The sequence below is a fragment of the Acidobacteriaceae bacterium genome (genome assembly GCA_028283655.1).
Taxonomy (GTDB): domain Bacteria; phylum Acidobacteriota; class Terriglobia; order Terriglobales; family Acidobacteriaceae; genus Granulicella.
Window position 1 is genome coordinate 252,956 of record JAPWKE010000001.1, and the last position, 16,394, is coordinate 269,349.

At 61.2% G+C, this 16,394-nt stretch carries 13 protein-coding genes and 1 tRNA gene; 5 read left to right on the forward strand and 9 right to left on the reverse strand.

Translation table 11 applies throughout. The annotated features are described in order from the left end of the window. Positions 1–115: 115 nt before the first annotated feature. A complete protein-coding gene (locus tag PW792_01155; GenBank protein MDE1160534.1) occupies positions 116–1,039 on the reverse strand; it encodes a hypothetical protein in 924 nt (307 codons plus the stop codon). Positions 1,040–1,288: 249 nt separating this feature from the next. Here PW792_01155 and PW792_01160 point away from each other — a divergent pair, with 249 nt between their 5' ends. After that, on the forward strand, positions 1,289–1,693 hold the full coding sequence (locus PW792_01160) for a hypothetical protein (protein ID MDE1160535.1): 405 nt from the start codon (positions 1,289–1,291) through the stop codon (positions 1,691–1,693). 249 nt (positions 1,694–1,942) lie between these two features. Further along, positions 1,943–2,593, forward strand: coding sequence for a carbonic anhydrase (locus tag PW792_01165; protein MDE1160536.1), 651 nt, complete (start codon positions 1,943–1,945; stop codon positions 2,591–2,593). 119 nt (positions 2,594–2,712) lie between these two features. On the opposite strand, the gene PW792_01170 is transcribed toward PW792_01165, so the two are convergent. The 7 genes from PW792_01170 to PW792_01200 all read right to left on the reverse strand — a co-directional run bounded on the left by PW792_01170 (position 2,713) and on the right by PW792_01200 (position 10,814). Next, positions 2,713–3,369 (reverse strand): hypothetical protein, encoded by a 657-nt coding sequence (locus PW792_01170; GenBank protein ID MDE1160537.1) that lies wholly within the window; start codon positions 3,367–3,369, stop codon positions 2,713–2,715. A gap of 30 nt (positions 3,370–3,399) precedes the next feature. After that, positions 3,400–5,661, reverse strand: coding sequence for a bifunctional (p)ppGpp synthetase/guanosine-3',5'-bis(diphosphate) 3'-pyrophosphohydrolase (locus PW792_01175; protein ID MDE1160538.1), 2,262 nt, complete (start codon positions 5,659–5,661; stop codon positions 3,400–3,402). A gap of 276 nt (positions 5,662–5,937) precedes the next feature. Beyond that, complete coding sequence (locus PW792_01180) at positions 5,938–7,233, reverse strand: alpha/beta hydrolase (protein ID MDE1160539.1); 1,296 nt, start codon at positions 7,231–7,233, stop codon at positions 5,938–5,940. Between the two features lie 66 nt (positions 7,234–7,299). Further along, positions 7,300–9,063, reverse strand: coding sequence for a hypothetical protein (locus PW792_01185; protein MDE1160540.1), 1,764 nt, complete (start codon positions 9,061–9,063; stop codon positions 7,300–7,302). A 110-nt stretch (positions 9,064–9,173) separates the two neighbouring features. Beyond that, the gene (locus PW792_01190; GenBank protein ID MDE1160541.1) at positions 9,174–10,235 is read right to left on the reverse strand and encodes a low specificity L-threonine aldolase; all 1,062 of its coding nucleotides are present in this window, start codon (positions 10,233–10,235) and stop codon (positions 9,174–9,176) included. A gap of 125 nt (positions 10,236–10,360) precedes the next feature. After that, a tRNA-Pro gene (locus PW792_01195) sits at positions 10,361–10,437 on the reverse strand. A gap of 104 nt (positions 10,438–10,541) precedes the next feature. Beyond that, positions 10,542–10,814, reverse strand: a complete 273-nt coding sequence (locus PW792_01200; protein MDE1160542.1) for an oxidative damage protection protein — start codon at positions 10,812–10,814, stop codon at positions 10,542–10,544. Positions 10,815–10,877: 63 nt separating this feature from the next. Between PW792_01200 and ligA the strand changes: the two genes are divergently transcribed. From ligA to PW792_01215, 3 genes are all read left to right on the forward strand, one after another. Beyond that, the gene (gene ligA / locus PW792_01205) at positions 10,878–13,007 is read left to right on the forward strand and encodes an NAD-dependent DNA ligase LigA (GenBank protein MDE1160543.1); all 2,130 of its coding nucleotides are present in this window, start codon (positions 10,878–10,880) and stop codon (positions 13,005–13,007) included. 122 nt (positions 13,008–13,129) lie between these two features. Further along, positions 13,130–14,782, forward strand: a complete 1,653-nt coding sequence (locus tag PW792_01210) for an FAD-dependent oxidoreductase (protein ID MDE1160544.1) — start codon at positions 13,130–13,132, stop codon at positions 14,780–14,782. 10 nt (positions 14,783–14,792) lie between these two features. Then, the gene (locus tag PW792_01215) at positions 14,793–15,284 is read left to right on the forward strand and encodes a RidA family protein (GenBank protein MDE1160545.1); all 492 of its coding nucleotides are present in this window, start codon (positions 14,793–14,795) and stop codon (positions 15,282–15,284) included. Between the two features lie 103 nt (positions 15,285–15,387). Here the strand turns inward: PW792_01215 and PW792_01220 are convergent, their stop codons facing one another. Next, on the reverse strand, positions 15,388–16,164 hold the full coding sequence (locus PW792_01220; protein ID MDE1160546.1) for an SDR family NAD(P)-dependent oxidoreductase: 777 nt from the start codon (positions 16,162–16,164) through the stop codon (positions 15,388–15,390). Between the last annotated feature and the right edge of the window lie 230 nt (positions 16,165–16,394).

The following is a 16,394-nucleotide window of genomic DNA, read 5'->3' on the forward strand; positions in this document are numbered from 1 at the left end:
GATTGTACGCGAACGCCGCTGTTTACCGCGTATTTCGCGTTGGATGCTACTTCAAAGCCAACAAGGGCCTGCCGTTTCCACGACAGGCCCTATTGGTACTTCGCCAATCAAAGGCCTAACGCTGTACGACCAAATCATCGGAGAGGCGGAAGTGCTGCACCGACTCAGCCGGGATCACGATGTCGCGATTGCCCGTCGTTCCGGCAATCAGAGTACCCGCACCTGCACCGGAAGCTGCACCGATAGCCAGACCAACGCCGCCGGTAGCGATGCCGCCGATCAGCATACCTGCACCGGTCATACCGCCGATCCAGCCTGCCGTGCGCTTGCCCTTGCCCTTCTTGGTGTGGACGTTGTCATGCGTATCCAGGGCGTATTCGTTGCCGCCGAGCGTCATCGAGGTGAGGCGAAGTTCGAGGATGGAGGCACCCTTGAAGTGTCCACGGCGATGCGAAGCATCTACGCGTCCGCGTACCGGGGTACCCTTCGGGATAATCACCGAACCGTTGCGTACGATTGGCTCTGCGAACTCACCCGAGAAGTGCGAGCCTGCCGGAGTATGCTTCACGTCAATGCGCTCGTTGATGCGGATCGCCAGCGTCGTTCCCGCAGGAACCGTCAGGTTGATCGGAGCTACTGGAGCTGCTACAGGTGCCGCTGCGGCACCGCTCGTTGTGCCTGCCGGAGCCGTCGTGTCCTGCTGCGGGGCGGCGGCCACGGGTGCCGTCACAGGCGGTACCGGAGCGGCCTGGCTGAGGGGCAGCACGACAGGCTTCGTCTCAGCGGGCTTCGTGCCGGCGGGCGGTGGCGTTGTTTGCGTGGAAACCTGCGGCTCCTGGCCGGAGACCGGAGGCTGAACCACCGTCGTCACCGTGTTGCCGTTCTTGTCGATGTACTGCACCTGCTGGGCCATGTTGGTCGCTGAGGCAGCATTCTTGGCCTGATCGAGCGCCTTCTGCTCATCGCTCTTGCAACCCGTAATCAGTCCTAGCGAAAGAATCGCAACACCAGCGGCCAGGTGAATTCGTTTCATCAGCATCTCTCGTACCTCTCCTTGTTGTGCATCGTGTGCACAGATCTGTGCAGGGAGCCCGACTACTTGTGACTTATTCATCCTGCAGACAGGGAGATAGATGCAGACGCTTACTCTTTTCGCTGCCTCAGTGCGTGGGAAAGGCTGAGAAAAGCAAAGTCGAGGGAATCCTCGGAATATCGCGTTACGACATCGGAAGATAGGAAAATTCGGGCCCGAACGCCACCATTTGCTGTGGCATACTCCATTCCAAGGATGCACTCACCGCGCCATTTCGTACGGTCTCTTCTGCTCACCGGCATCATGCTGGGCCTGAGCGTGATGGGTGTCGTGCGACTTCATCACGCGCATGTTGCGTCGCATCTTGCCAGCTCGCACCACCCTGTGCCGGTCCAGCAGCAGACGCGTCGCTCGCCCAACAGCGGTCGACGCTCGGGTGACAACTCGGCCTCGGCCAGCGGTCATGCAGAGTTTGGCAGCTACCATCACATTGGCTCGGGCGGCGGTCCTGCGATCGCTTCAGCTCTGCCTGTGTCGGCCCCGGCTCTGCGTTTTGATGCTCCCCTTCACTCGCATCCTCTTGCCACGCGCAACGTCGTGGCTGTCGGCAGCGCGCCGCGCGCTCCCGGCGATCCTCGCGGTCCTCCTCAACTCGCCTAGTCTGCCCGTCAGCTTCAGCACGGCAGCCTCGTTTCCTCGGTGTACTCAGCGTTGTCGGCTGTTGAGTTCGCACCCTGAACGCGGTCTCGCCAAACGAAGTCGCCGGACTTTGCTGTCTGCGTTTGCCGCATCGCAGCCAAGGCCCTGCACCTCCTGCTGAAGCTCTCCGCAAAAGACCCGCCGCGCCTCCCCACGCGTCGCCGCACAAGCCGCCCGCTCTCCCCAGCGAGTGGCCACAGGAGAGTTTCCATGCACCGTTTACTTCAGGGCTACGCCCGCTTTCGTACCGAAGTCTTCCCACGCATACAGCCCGCGTTCGAGCGTCTCGCGCACGGCCAGTCGCCGGAAGCGCTCTTCATCACCTGCTCGGACTCGCGCGTTATGCCGGAGCTGATTCTGCAGGCCGAGCCCGGCCAGATCTTCCCCATTCGTCTTGCGGGGAACCTCGTTCCGCGCCCCGGCAATGATCCTTCGGGCATTGCCGCGACCATCGAGTACGCCATCCGCGCGCTGAAGATCGCCGACATCGTTATCTGTGGCCACTCCGGCTGCGGCGCGATGAAGGAGTTGCTCGAACGCGCGCATCGTCATGATCTGCCGGACGTCACTTCGTGGCTTGACCACGCTGGCCCCGCCTCCAACTGGCTTCGCCGGACCTTTGACGACACGCGCAGCCTCACCCCGGCGAAGCGCCTTCATCTGCTCACGGAAGCGAACGTGCTCGCGCAACTCGAGCACCTTCGCCAGCACCCGGCGGTGGCCGAAGCCCTCGCCGCGGACAAGCTTCGGCTCCATGGCTGGATGTTCGATATTCCTTCCGGCATCCTCAGCGAGTTCAACGCGCAGAGTGGCTCGTTTGAAGCGATCTGCGAGCCAGAGGAAGCGCGAATGGTCGCATAGCGTTTGGGCGGCCCGCATCGCCGCCACGGTTTTGCTACGCCGCTTCGAAGCAGAGCGTAGCTCACAAGGTTGTTCCTTTTCGGCCGCTGCCAACGCCACGGGCAGTGGCCCTTTTTTGTCTAAAATCGGAGTTCGGGCCGCTCGGCTGCTGTTTCCGGCGCAGTGTGAGGAAGAAGTAGGGGGCCAACCAGAACGACTGCTGAGGGCGGAAGCTGGATCCACACCCAACGAACGCCTACGGCTGCAATAAGCAGCAGATAAGCCGCCATCTGCCGCTCACCGATAACCAACTGGATGAAAGGAGCGAAGGGGAAGAGCAGGAAAGCCCACAACGGTACGTCCCTGGTTCCAAGAAGTACGGACAACATCGCGACGCAGATAGCGCAATAGGTCAGTACGGAAGCGATCACTTGATAGGACCTGCCGCCTGCTCCGCTGGCTGCACTTCGCATGGCTTTTCCGATGGCCATACCCACAAAGATCGCGCATATCCACGCGGCCCATGACTGATGAATCAAGTAGCAAAGCTGCAGGGCAAGGTAGAGCAGGATGCTCGCGCCAATCGCTGCTGCTACGCCCCATGCGGCGGACTTCAACAGGGTTTTGCGGCCTTGCGTTGGAAGCCACTCCTGCACTCTTCCCGCGCAAACAGAGCAGATCCTGTTCTTATTCAGCGTGAAGAACTCTCGGTGGAGTTCGCGCCCGCAAGCGGTGCAATGTAACGGCGCATCACCGTCAAGATAGACGGCTCGATCAAACTGAAGAGGACTTTGCATCGTGTCGCCTGAGTGTAGCAAGGCCCGCGGCTAAATCTTCTGCACGCGAAGCACTTCGCGAACGCCGTCTACCTTGCGAAGGTTCTGTGTCAGCTTCGTCAGATGCCGTACATCGACGGTTTCGATAACGAACTCGACGTTCACGACACCGTCTTTCGCGGGCTGCGAATCCACGGAGCGAATATTCGTGTTGTCGTCGGAGATGATTGCGGTGAACTCGCGCAGCAGACCGGAACGGTCGTCGCACACAATCACCAGCTTGACCGGATACGTTGTCGGCTTCGGTCCGCCTGACTTGCCTGCGGCTTCCGGTGCTGCCGACCACTCCACTTCGATGCGGCGGTCGGCTTCGTACAACAGGTTCTGCACGTTACTACAGCTTCTTGCATGGACCGCAACGCCTTTGCCGCGCGTCACGTAGCCAATAATTTCCTCGCCACGAATCGGGTTGCAACAGCGTGCGCGATAGACCAGCAGGTCGTCCTGACCTTCCACCTGCAGGCTGTCCGATCCCTTCCCGAAGAAGACCCGCTTCACGGCGTCAGACATGTGCGCCAGTGTGTTCCCGACCGGCGCTTCCTGCGCGGTCTGCTCCGGCAACGCCGTCGAGCCCGGCTCCAGCTTGTTCAACACCTGTCGCGTGGAGTACTTGCCGAAGCCGATGCCGGCCAGCAGGTCTTCCTCGCCGCCCAGGCCGTACTCCTGCGCTACGTGGTTGAAGTCCGCCGTGCTGTGCTTCGAGAGGCTGACCTTGTACTTGCGTGCCTCGCGGTCCAGCAGCTTCTTGCCGATCTCAATCGCGCGTGCGCGCTGGTTCTCGTTCAGCCAGTGCTTGATCTTGTTGCGTGCGCGCGAACTCTTGGTGAAGGAGAGCCAGTCGCGCGAAGGCGCATGGCCCTGCTGCGTGCTGATCTCGACGATGTCGCCGTTGCGCAGTCGCGAACGCAGCGGCACGATGCGTCCGTTCACCTTTGCCCCGGTGGTCGCATGGCCTACGTCCGTGTGGATGGCGTACGCAAAATCCACCGGGCTCGCGTCCTTCGGCAGCACAATCACCTTGCCCTTGGGCGTGAAGGTGTAGACCTCTTCCGGGTACATATCCATCTTCAGCGTGGACATGAACTCGTTGGGGTCGTTCATCTCGCGTTGCCACTCGATCAACTGCCGCAGCCACGCCAGACGCTCTTCATCCTTCGCGCTGACGTTGTCGGTGGCCTTGTACTTCCAGTGTGCGGCGATACCTTCTTCCGCCACGCGATGCATGTCTTCGGTGCGAATCTGCACCTCGAACTGGTGGCCGCCATCCGCGATCAGCGTCGTGTGCAGCGACTGATAAAGGTTCGGTCGAGGCATTGCGATGAAGTCTTTGAAGCGTCCGGGGACGGGGCGCCACGTTGCATGCAGCAGTCCAAGCGCGGCGTAACAGTCCTGCTCGCTCTGCGTAATCACGCGGATCGCGAAGAGGTCGAAGACCTGGTCTACGGGAACGTTGTGCGCGGTCAGCTTCTGCTGGATGGAGTAGAGGCGCTTGATGCGCGACTCCACGCGGGCGATGATGCCTGCATCGCGCAGCTTCGCTTCCAGTGTTGCCACCACGCGCTTCAGAAACGCTTCACCCTCGCCGCGCAACGACTCGACTTCGTTCGTGAGCTGCGTGTAGGTGAACGGATCGGTATAGCGGAACGCAAGGTCTTCTAGCTCGCCACGCACCTTACCCATGCCGAGGCGATGGGCGAGCGGCGCATAGACATCCAGCGTCTCGCGGGCGATGCGCTCCTGCTTCTCGGGCTTCAGATGCTCGAGCGTGCGCATGTTGTGCAGCCGGTCGGCCAGCTTGATGATCACCACGCGAACGTCGGTGACCATGGCCAGCAGCATCTTGCGAATGTTTTCGGCCTGGTGGTCTTCGCGGTTGGCGAAGTTGATCTTGTCCAGCTTGGTGACGCCTTCCACGATGTGCGCGACCTGTTCGCCGAAGCGCTGCGCGATGTCGTCCGGGGTCACATCGGTATCTTCCACCGCATCGTGCAGCAGACCAGCGGCGATCGCCGTGGCGTCCATCTTCAACTCGGCCAGCAACTGCGCAACTTCCAGCGGATGGATGACATACGGCTCGCCCGACGCGCGCTTCTGCCCTGCATGATGCTGCAGGCAGAAAAGCCATGCCCAGCGAATCAGGTTCAGATCGTCATGCGGGCGGTTTGCCCGCACCGTGGTCAACAGGTGTTCAAAAGTGGCTTCGAGCGGATCGCCTTCGGGGAACTGGTTGTAGCGAAGGTCCACCGGCGGCATGGCGTTTTCGGGCTGTTCGTCGCCTGCGGTTTCCAGCGCAAACTCGCCGCTCGGCTCATCCAGCGGATTCACTGCGGCTCGCGGCTGGGCCGCCACCGTTGCGCCGTGGAGCAGAGTTGCTTCCTGGCCCAGACCCGACTCGCTGGCAAACTCCGGCGTCTCTGCAGCATGAACGCCTTCTGCCGCGCCAACTGCCCGGTTTTCCCCGCTGCCAGGGATCATAGACCCCGGCTCACTTGTGGCCATACAGCATTATAAGCGGCAGACGTTATCACGTTACGAACGCCCCACAGGTCCTGGCTCTTTTACGCCTGGCTGCAGCGGCGTGTTCTTCGGCAGGTCCTTCACGCCCGGCACGGAGGGCGCGGGCTTGGCCACGTCCTTCACGGCTTGCGGAACCCGCACCAGTCCGGGCTCCGGCCGTGGACCCTTGTGCGTCCACTCCACCAGTTCGTCGAACGCCCGCATCTCTTCTTCGGCGGTAATGTTGCAGTGGCCCTCGCGCTTTACATACTGCTGCACAAGGTTGGCTCCGTAGCCTGCGTACTCCACCGTCTGGTTGTACAGCGAGAGCGTGCTTGCCGGGATGATGGGGTCGTACACCGTGTGTACAGCCAGCATCGGCTTGGTCAGGTGGCCGCTCGGGGTGTAATGCCGCATCAGATACGCCCGCGCCTTCGGGTCGGCTGCGTAGCGACGTACGTTGTCGTTCAGCGCGAAATCGCCCCGGCTGTCGTTCGGGTTCGTTCCTGTGTAGATGAAGTTGCGGTTGTCGAAGGGATTGCCGCCTGCACGGCGAATCATGTCGCCTACGACGTAGGTATAGTACGCAATATTCCAGGCCACGCCCGCGTCGGTATGCACGCCCATCAGCATTCGCATGGCTTCGGCGTCCTTCGGATCGCGGCGCAGAGCCGCAGCGATCTTCTCCCGCTCGGCGTCGTTTGCAATGTAGTCCGGCGGAACGTTCAGCAGCGGCGGCGCAGCGTTGGGGAAGAAGTAGTCGAACGCGGCCCGCAGCGCAAAGCGCCGGTCAAAGCTCACAAACGTTGGCCCGACGGCACCGCACAGGTCCAACCCGCCGAGATAGGGCTTCGGGTTCAACTCCAGCGTCACCATCGTCAGCGCTCCACCCATGGAGCCGCCAGCCACGTAGCTTTCCTTCGGCTGGCCGTATTTGCGTACAAAGTAGCGCCGCAACGCCTCGGTCTCGGGGTACGCCTGCGGTAGCGCCCATCCGGGCAGGGAGTAGCCGCTCTGGGCCACGGCATAGCGGCGCTCGAAGAACGGTGCCTGCTGGCCCACCAGCCGCTCCGCAAGGTGGAACGTCACCGGAGTCATGGAGTAGCCGTGGTAGAAGACCACCAGCGAGCCGTTCCAGTCTGCGGGAATGTCGATCCGATAGGCGGCGCCGTCGAGCACGCCTGTCTCCGTCAGCCCCAGCGGCCCACGCAGTTGCTGTGTCGCCGTTGGCTTCGGGTCGGCAGCGCGAGCGGCCACGGTGGCCGTCATGACGCAGAGCGCAGCCACAGCAACGCTGGCGGAACGCCAGATCTTGATTCGGGAAAACATTCTCATCGCGGTAGTACCGCCGATTTTACTCCGACCCGGCGGCCACTCCGCAATGTGTCTGTTCGCTTAGCGATCTCCGCCGAAGTGGAACGCCCAGGCCACACCGAAGGACAGAATCGGATAGAACCGCAGCGGACGAATGTCCGAGTTGATGTCGTTCAACTCCTGCTTCAGGTCAGCCTGCGCTTCGGAGTCCGTTTCCAACGACGAGCAGCCGTACGATCCGCTCTGCGACCCACATGCTGAACCCTGCAGCACGAAGTTGATCCGCGGGTTGTTGATGTACTGTACGCCGACCTCAAACGGGAAGCTGAGGTGCTTGCCCGAGCGCGGAATCATGTTGCCTGTTCCAATCGTCAGGCTCGGCGCGGCTTGCCAGCCAAACGTCATGGACGCGTTGCCGTGCACCGGATCTGTCGGGTCGGAGGTGTAGTCGTCGTCGTTCAGCGAAAACTTGTTCCCGCCCGGAACGTAGAGCTGAGCCGTCATCTTGTTGCCGTTGTAGAACGTTACTCCCGGCGAAATGCGGAAGGTGTTGCCGAAGGGGAAGATGTCCAGCGCCAGATTGCTCGAGATCAACTGGATCGCAGCGTTGAACTTGAGGCCGTCGTAGGAGAAGGGCCCGTGATACTGCGCGCCGCTTGCGCCCACGCGAATATTCATCCTGCTCGCTACCGGCATCGCCAGGTCGAGTCCGCCACCGGCAGCGCCGATCTTCAACTGCACACCAAGCGCATGGAACGGCCGGACGCCTGGGTTCATCACCACCGGTTCGGCCTGTCCTTCGGACACGGGAGCCTCGCGTCGAACGGATGCCAGATACATTCCCTGAGTCTGCGGCTGCATGGAGACGGGGGAAGCCTCTGCCTGGGGGAACGTCGTTCCTGCAGGCACTACACCGATGGGCATACCGGTCTGCGGATCGGCTTGCCCAGGCTGCGGGAAGATGACTCCGGGCATCGGCGCAGGCTGTGCGTTCTGCTTTGGCTTGACGGGGATGGTGTACGCCGGCATTGTGCCCGGCTGTCCCGGCTGAGCGTAGACGAGCTTCTCGGGGGCTTCGCTGTGGGGCGTCGCCATTTTAGGAGCCGGATAAATCTCCGTTCCCAGCCCGGTGATGCGATCGCTGCCCGCAGCGGGGGTGTCGTTCGCGACAGGCTCGTACACATTGGTCGGCACTGATTTGAGTGGGGGCAGATAGTCGCCCGAGGGTTGCGGCACGTTCGTTGGCGGCACCACTTCTTTGCCCAGCGGCACGACGGAGTCGTTGCCTGCGGCTTGCTGCGCGGTATCGTCTGCCGCGGGCAGGGCATACACGGTGCGCGGGATATACGTTACGGGCGGCAACGTCTCACCGCTGCTGTGCGGCACGCTCGTTGCGGGCACAATATCGGTTCCGAGCGGCATCAGCGTGTCGCTGCCTGTGTTGTTTGCAACGGATTCCGTCGCTGCGACAGGGTGCTTGGAGCTGATGTGCGCGCGAGTCGATTTTCGATAAGAAACGCGGCTTCTGCTCGAAACCGAGGATCGCCTCGTTATCGCAGGATGCGATGCGGTATGCCGGCGGTGAACCGTTGTTGCCGGAGCGCTCGTCCCTTGCTCTACGGGCTGCGTGTAGCGATGGCTCAGATCGATAGGGTGTACATCACCCTGAGCGGCGCTGGGTTCCTGAACGCCTGTCTCGAGCTGCCAGCCTGTTGCTGGTAGTGTTGCTGCGGCAATCTCGAGCGAGCGCACGCGATTCTGCATCAGGTGTTGTGCGGTAGCACGATCCGCGCCCAATGCAAGCAGGCTTGCGAGCGAAACAAAGCAGAGGTATCCAGTTTTCATATGTTTAGAAGAACCGCATCTCTGCGGTTCTTCTGACTCTACGGTCTTCAGGTGCAAATTGGATTAACACTGAAGTGCCAAAGGGAACCTGTAAAGGTTCGGTTCCCAATTCAGGCAATGACGGGTTGCCTGCTGCAGGCTTCTGCAAGTGCTGCAGAGAAACGCATCACGGACTCCTGCGTCGTGTCCCACGAACACATCAGGCGTGCACAGGAGCCGATAAACTCATAGAAGATCCATCCCTGGGCGCGGATGTCTGCTGCAACGTGAGGGGGCATGTCGACGAAAAGCGCGTTCGCTTCCGGCGGCCACATTACCTGTACGCCGGGAATGTCACGAATCTGCTCATAGAGCAGCGAGGTCATGGCGTTGGCGTTGGTCGCATTGCGCAGCCACACGTTGTTTTCAAGTAGTCCCAGCCAGGGGGCCGAGATGAAGCGCATCTTGGAAGCGAGTTGGCCTGCCTGCTTGACCCGGTAGGCGAAGCCTTCTGCCTGGGCGCGGTCGAAGAACACGATCGCTTCGCCGACGGGGAGTCCGTTCTTTGTGCCACCGAAGCAGAGCACATCGACTCCGGCCTTCCAGGTAATCTCTGCCGGCGAGACGCCGAGATGTGCGACGGCGTTGGCAAAGCGCGCACCGTCCATGTGCACCTTGAGCCCGTTCTCCTTCGCCACTGCGGTAATGGCTTTGATCTCGTCCACGCTGTAGACGGTGCCCATCTCGGTAGCCTGCGTGATCGTTACTACTTCAGGGCGAGGGTAGTGAATATCGTTGCGGCGATGGATGATTTCGAGCACGGAAGCCGGAGCCAGCTTGCCTGCGGGGCCTTTGCCTACCAGCAGCTTTGAACCGTTGGAGAAGAACTCCGGTGCGCCACACTCATCGGTTTCGACGTGAGCAGACTCATGGCAGATGACGGACTGGTACGAGCGGCAGAGTGAGGCCAGAGCAAGGGCATTGGCGGCGGTGCCATTGAAGACGAAGAAGACTTCGCAGTCCGTCTCGAAGAGATCGCGAAAGGCCTGGCAGACGCGTGCCGTCCAGGCATCGTTCCCATAGCTCGGTTCGTGGTCGCTATTGTTGGCGCGCACGAGATACTCAAGCGCCTCCGGGCACATGCCCGAATAGTTGTCTGAAGCGAAGTGCTGCATGGTCGTCCCCTTCGCCATCAAGGGTAAAACATTGGTCTCATGCGCAGAGTGCAGGCGAGGGTTTTGTGGAAGGACAAATCTGCGAACGGAGCGATTTTATCGCTCAGCCGGTACGGCAGATTCATTGTGAAGATGGAAGTAAATGGTCGGGACGACTAGATTCGAACTAGCGACCTCACCCACCCCAAGGGTGCGCTCTACCAGGCTGAGCCACGTCCCGACTTACAACAAACAGCGCCAGCCAAAGCGGCTCGCGCGGGGGTAAAAACAGTGTACTACGGCAGGGCCGTCCAAAACCTGGACGACCCTACGGAAATCTTGTGGTTAGTGGGTAGGAGCGACGTATTCCTTCGGCAGCTCGCCGCCTGTGCCAAAGAAAAACTCGTTCATCTGCTCGACCAGGAACTCCTGTGCCTCGCGGGTCCACGGCTGCAGACGATACTCGTTCAGCAGCATCTTCTGCCGTTCGATCCACTCGTCCCAGGCCTTCTTCGAGACGTTCTTGAAGATCTTCTGTCCGAAGTCCGAGTCAAACGGCGGCTCGTCGAGCCCTTCCATCTCCTGCTTGTACTTCGTGCAGAACACCATGTGCGCCATCTGGAAACTCTCCTTATTGATCACCAGTTTACCGCGTCTGCGCGTCCTATACTTTTTCTTGTCATGCTGACCGTCGAAGAACAGATCGAGGCCCTCCGCGAAGAACTCCGTCACCACGAGCACCTCTACTATGTGCTCGACGCTCCTGAGTGGGACGACGCCCAGTACGACGCGGTGATGAACCGCCTGAAGGGCCTTGAGGCGGAGCATCCGGAGCTGCTTACGCCGGACTCGCCAACCCAGCGCGTCGGCGGCAAGCCGAAGGACGGCTTCACGAAGGTCGCGCACTCGCGGCCGATGCTTTCGCTCGACAACGCCTATAACGCCGAGGAGTTGCGCGGTTGGGCGGAGCGCGTACAGGGCGGTCTAGCGGCCAGCGAAAAGGTCGGTTATGTTTGCGAGCTGAAGCTCGATGGGCTTTCACTCGCCGTGAACTATGTTCCTGGCAAAGGCGGGGATGCGGTCTTGTCGACTGGCGTTACGCGCGGCGATGGCTCTATCGGCGAGGATGTCACCACGAACGTTCGCACCATCCGCAGCGTGCCGCTGCAGGTCAGCGCGGCGAAGCTGCAGGCTGCAGGTCTGCCGCAGTCGTTTGAGGTGCGTGGCGAAGTGGTGTTGCCGCAGAAGGCCTTCGAGAAGATGAATGAAGAGCGCGTTGCTGCGGGTATGGCTCCTGCGGCGAACCCGCGCAATGCTGCGGCTGGCACGATCCGCACGTTGGAGCCGAACGTGGTTGCGCAGCGCCGTCTCGAGTACTTTGCCTACTTCCTGCTGCGCGATGGTGAGAGCTTTATCCCGGAGCAGACGGACGCGCTGGCTGCTCTGCGAACTGCGGGTTTTCTGGTCAACAAGCAGACGCGCAGTGTGAAGACGATCGACGAGGTGCTCGCCTTTATTGACGAGGCTGAGGGACTGCGCGACTCGCTGCCGTACGACATCGACGGCGTGGTCATCAAGGTGGACTCCATCGCGCAGCAGCGCCGCCTCGGTTTCACAGGGAAGGCTCCGCGCTGGGCGATCGCATACAAATTTCCCGCGCGTGCCGCGAACACGGTGCTTGAAGACGTGCTCTTTCAGGTTGGTCGCACCGGCAAAATTACGCCCGTTGCGGCGCTCAAGCCGGTCTTTATCGGCGGTACAACGGTTACGCGAGCCACGCTGCATAACGCAGACGAGATTGAGCGGCTTGGCGTTTGCATCGGCGACACGGTAGCGGTCGAGCGCGGTGGCGATGTGATTCCGAAGATCACGCACGTTGTCACGGAGGCCGCTCGCGGGACACGCGAGATTACGTTTCCGTCGCTCTGCCCGATCTGCTTGAGCGAGTTGGTGAAGGAAGAGGGCGAGGTCGATTGGCGCTGCGTCAACGACAACTGCCCTGCGCGGATCGCGGGAGCGATGCAGCACTGGGCCTCGCGCGGCGTCATGAACATCGAAGGCCTTGGGGAGTCGATGGTCGCTCAGTTGCTCGGCCAGAGCGGCGAAGCGGCTGCCGAAGGCGATAGCGAAACGGTTGAGGCGCAGGCTTCGGCGGAAGTCTCCGAAAGCGGCGAGCCTGTGCTTGTCCGCGAGCCGCTAGTGCGTTCGCTCGCGGACCTCTATGACGTGGAAAAGGTGAACGTCGAGAAGCTGATGTCGCTCGACCGCATCGGGCAGAAGACGGCGGATGCGCTGCTGGCGCAGATCGACCGCTCGCGCAAGGCAGGGCTTGCGCGCGTGCTGATGGGACTTGGAATCCGTTTCGTCGGCGACCGCACGGCGCAGTTGCTTGCCGAGCACTTTGGGGATGTCGCGAATCTTATGACAGCCTCGCGCGAAGAGCTCGAAGCCGTGAACGAAGTGGGCCCCAAGGTTGCGGAAGCGATCACCGACTTCTTTGCCGTAGAGCGCAACGCGCAGATGGTGCAACGCCTGCGTGAGCTTGGCGTAGATATGACCGCAGAAAAGCGCGAGGTCGGGACGAAGCTTGCAGGGCAGACCTTTGTGCTGACGGGTACGCTGCCGACGCTGACTCGTGACGAGGCCAAGGCACTGATCGAGTCTGCTGGCGGCAAGGTTTCCGGCTCGGTGTCGAAGAAGACGAGCTACGTCGTCGCGGGCGAAGAGGCCGGATCGAAGCTTGAGAAGGCGCAGCAGCTTGGTGTTGCGGTGCTGGATGAAGAAGCTTTGCAGCGGCTGCTGAACGAATAGCGTTCAGCCGTTTCGCCGGGTTGCGATACAGTCAAACCATCAAGCAGTAACCAGTCATTCATAAATGGGCCCTCGCTGGCGCCTTGCGCCCAGCTTTACCTAATAGAGGACAGGTGTCACGGATGGGACTTACTCGCCGGCAGTTTTTAACGCGCGTCGGACAGGCCGGAGGCTACTCGGCCGCAGTCGTCGCGATGCAGGGTTTCGGCCTTTTCCCCACATACGCTTCGGCGAGTACGCCGAACCTTGCTGCGGCACCCAACTCTGGCAAAGGCGTTCGGGTCGCGATTCTCGGCGGTGGGATCGGTGGACTTGTGGCAGCGTATGAGCTGCGCGAGCTGGGCTACGAAGTCACGCTTCTGGAAGCGCGTTCGCGTCCCGGCGGTCGTAACTGGACCGTTCGCGGTGGCGATACGGTGGAGTTTCTCGACGGCACCAAGCAGCACTGCACGTGGGACGCAGGCCACTACCAGAACTTCGGCCCCGCGCGCCTGCCCTCAGTACACAAGCTTATGCTCGGCTATGCGAAGAAGCTGGGAGTCGAGCTACAGGTCGAGGTCAACACCACGCGTTCGAGCTTCCTGCAGAACGATAACGCCAACGGCGGCAAGCCGGTGCAGCAGCGTCAGGCGATCAACGACACGCGCGGGCACGTCTCCGAGCTGTTGATGAAGTCGATCAAGGGTGGTTCGCTCGACCAGGAGATGACCAAGCAGGACCGCGAGCGGATGCTCGACTTCCTAAGCCTCTATGGTCCGCTGGATAAGACCGGAAAGTACGCTGGCTCCGACCGCGCTGGCTACGCCATTGCTCCGGGGGCTGGTGAGCAGACGGGTAAGCTGCTGGAGCCGCTCGACATGCACACGCTGCTCGACGCGAGCTTCTGGGACGGCATGTTGTTTGAGGAGACCTTTGACTGGCAGGCGACGATGTTCCAGCCGGTTGGCGGTATGGACCGCATCCCGTACGCGTTTGCGAAGTCGCTCGGAAGCATTGTGAAGTACAACTCGCCGGTGACCGAGATTCGCAAGACGGCGAAGGGCGTGCGCATTGGCTATGAGTCCGAAGGCAAAGCGCATCAGCTTGAAGCGGATTTCTGCATCTGCGGCCTGCCGCTCTCGCTGCTGAAGAAGATTCCGAACGACCTGAGCAAGCCGGTGCAGAACATCATCTCCGAGTGCACCTACGGCGATGCGTACAAGATCGCGTGGGAGAGCCGCCGCTTCTGGGAGCAGGATTACAACGTCTACGGCGGGCTGGAGTTTGTGAACGTTGGCTGCTCGCCGGTGTGGTTTCCGTCGGAAGGTTTCTTTAAGGAGCGCGGCGTTTTTGTCTCCGGCTACACGGAAGAGCACACGACTCCGCTGGTGATGATGCCGCTCGAAGGCAAGCTGGCTGAGAGTCGCAAGAGCATCGAGCGCCTGCATCCCGGGCATGGCAAGGAGCTCGAGAAGCCGATGTACCTGAACTGGGCGCAGATCAAGTGGAACGAAGGCTCGTGGATCGACACCTACGGTGCAGGGCAGGGGCGCAATGCTTCGGCCGTGACACAGGGCTCGGGTCGCGCGACCGCCCGCGTCATTGCGCCGAACCAGGAGAACTACGAGATTCTGCTGAAGGCTGATGACCGCATCTTCCTTACCGGCGACCATATGAGCCATCTGGTCGGCTGGCAGGAAGGCGCAGCCGAGAGTAGCCATCGCGTCATTCGCCTGATTGAAGACCGCGTGAAGCAGGCGCGCGTTGCCACGCAAACGGACAAGATCTTTGCCTAAGGAGAAGAGTATGAAGCTGAAGTTTGCACTCGTTGCCGCACTTGCCGTAGCTGCTACTACTACGGCAGCTCACGCGCAGACCGCCGTCAAGCACATCCAGAACGAGAAGAGCCCGCTGGCTGCAGCGGTCTGGGCAGGCGACACGCTGTACTGCTCGGGCCAGATCGCTGACCCGCTTACCCCTGCTGACCCGGCGAAGAATTCGGCGGCTGTCTTTGGCGATACGCAGGAGCAGACGTTCAGCATCCTGACTAAGATCCAGGCACTGTTGAAGAGCCAGGGTTTGGAGATGAAGGACGTGGTGAAGATGACGGTCTTCCTCGCAGCCGATCCGGCGAAGGGCAACAAGCTGGACTTCCCCGGCCTGCAGGCCAGTTTCACGAAGTTCTTCGGCACAAAGGAGCAGCCGAACAAACCGGCTCGCTCGGCTGTTCAGGTTGCTGCGTTGGTTCTTCCAGGCGCGTTGGCCGAGATTGAAGTGATCGCGGTGAAGAGTAAGTAGTGAGGGCAAGTGGTTAGTATTTTGTGACTGTACGCCGCGCATTGCGCGGCGTACTTTTGCACTAACCACTAACCACTAACCACTAACCACTAACCACTATTCCCTACGTCGTACGCGTGACTACGTACGCGCTGGCCTGCGCGTTGGGGCAGAGCACCATCGTCTGGATCGTCACATGTGCCGGACGAGTGGCAGCCCAAACGATCGCGTCGGCGATGTCTTCGCCGGTGAGCGGCTGCAGGTTGGCGTAGGTCTTGGCGGCGCGCTCTTCATTGCCGTGGAAGCGCACCTTGCTGAACTCGGTTTCGACCATGCCCGGGTCGATGGTGGTGACGCGGAGGTCGGTGCCGTTCAGGTCGATGCGCAGACCGTCGGTGATGTAGCGTTCGGCAACCTTTGTGGCGCAGTAAACCGCGCCGCCCGGATACGCTGCGAGGCCTGCAATCGAACCGAGGTTGATGACGTGACCGGTGTTGCGGGCCACCATGCCGGGAACGACCGCTCGTGTGACATAGAGCAGACCCTTCACGTTGGTGTCGATCATCTCTTCCCAGTTCTGCACGTCGTCTTCGTAGACCTTATTCAGCCCGCGGCTGAGGCCAGCGTTGTTCACCAGCACGTCGATCTCGCGCCACTCGGCGGGCAGCGTGGCAAGTGTGCCCTCGACGGCGTCGCGATCGCGAACGTCGAGTTCAAAGCTGAAGGTATCTTCCGCGCCGAGCGAGCGGAGCTCTGCTTCGAGCGTCTTCAGGCGGTCGAGGCGACGGGCGCAGACCAGCACCTTTGCGCCGAGTTTGGCGAACTCCTTTGCCGTTGCTTCACCGATACCCGCGCTTGCGCCGGTCACAAATACCCGCTTGCCTCTAAGAGAAATTGCCACGATCGATTGTCCCCGTTCTGTTTTCCGGCGACCGACTTCCGTCGCCCCTCTGGCGAATGGATAGTGGTGCCTACGTCTTTATGATGCACAATCTGCCGGGAAGCCGCGAACTCCGGTTGGAGCTCGTTTGGGTGTGGAGCGGTGTCGAGCGTGGTTCCGCCCCGGTGATTTGCGGCGGCAGGCGTGGAAGAATTGAGGATGCTCTGGTGGTCATTGTGTTCTGGCCGGCC

Coding starts and splice junctions, on each gene's coding strand:
- PW792_01155 (MDE1160534.1), bottom strand. CDS start 1,039: ATGCTGATGAAACGAATTCACCTGGCCGCTGGTGTTGCGATTCTTTCG.
- PW792_01160 (MDE1160535.1), top strand. CDS start 1,289: ATGCACTCACCGCGCCATTTCGTACGGTCTCTTCTGCTCACCGGCATC.
- PW792_01165 (MDE1160536.1), top strand. CDS start 1,943: ATGCACCGTTTACTTCAGGGCTACGCCCGCTTTCGTACCGAAGTCTTC.
- PW792_01170 (MDE1160537.1), bottom strand. CDS start 3,369: ATGCAAAGTCCTCTTCAGTTTGATCGAGCCGTCTATCTTGACGGTGAT.
- PW792_01175 (MDE1160538.1), bottom strand. CDS start 5,661: ATGCCGCCGGTGGACCTTCGCTACAACCAGTTCCCCGAAGGCGATCCG.
- PW792_01180 (MDE1160539.1), bottom strand. CDS start 7,233: ATGTTTTCCCGAATCAAGATCTGGCGTTCCGCCAGCGTTGCTGTGGCT.
- PW792_01185 (MDE1160540.1), bottom strand. CDS start 9,063: ATGAAAACTGGATACCTCTGCTTTGTTTCGCTCGCAAGCCTGCTTGCA.
- PW792_01190 (MDE1160541.1), bottom strand. CDS start 10,235: ATGGCGAAGGGGACGACCATGCAGCACTTCGCTTCAGACAACTATTCG.
- PW792_01200 (MDE1160542.1), bottom strand. CDS start 10,814: ATGGCGCACATGGTGTTCTGCACGAAGTACAAGCAGGAGATGGAAGGG.
- ligA (MDE1160543.1), top strand. CDS start 10,878: ATGCTGACCGTCGAAGAACAGATCGAGGCCCTCCGCGAAGAACTCCGT.
- PW792_01210 (MDE1160544.1), top strand. CDS start 13,130: ATGGGACTTACTCGCCGGCAGTTTTTAACGCGCGTCGGACAGGCCGGA.
- PW792_01215 (MDE1160545.1), top strand. CDS start 14,793: ATGAAGCTGAAGTTTGCACTCGTTGCCGCACTTGCCGTAGCTGCTACT.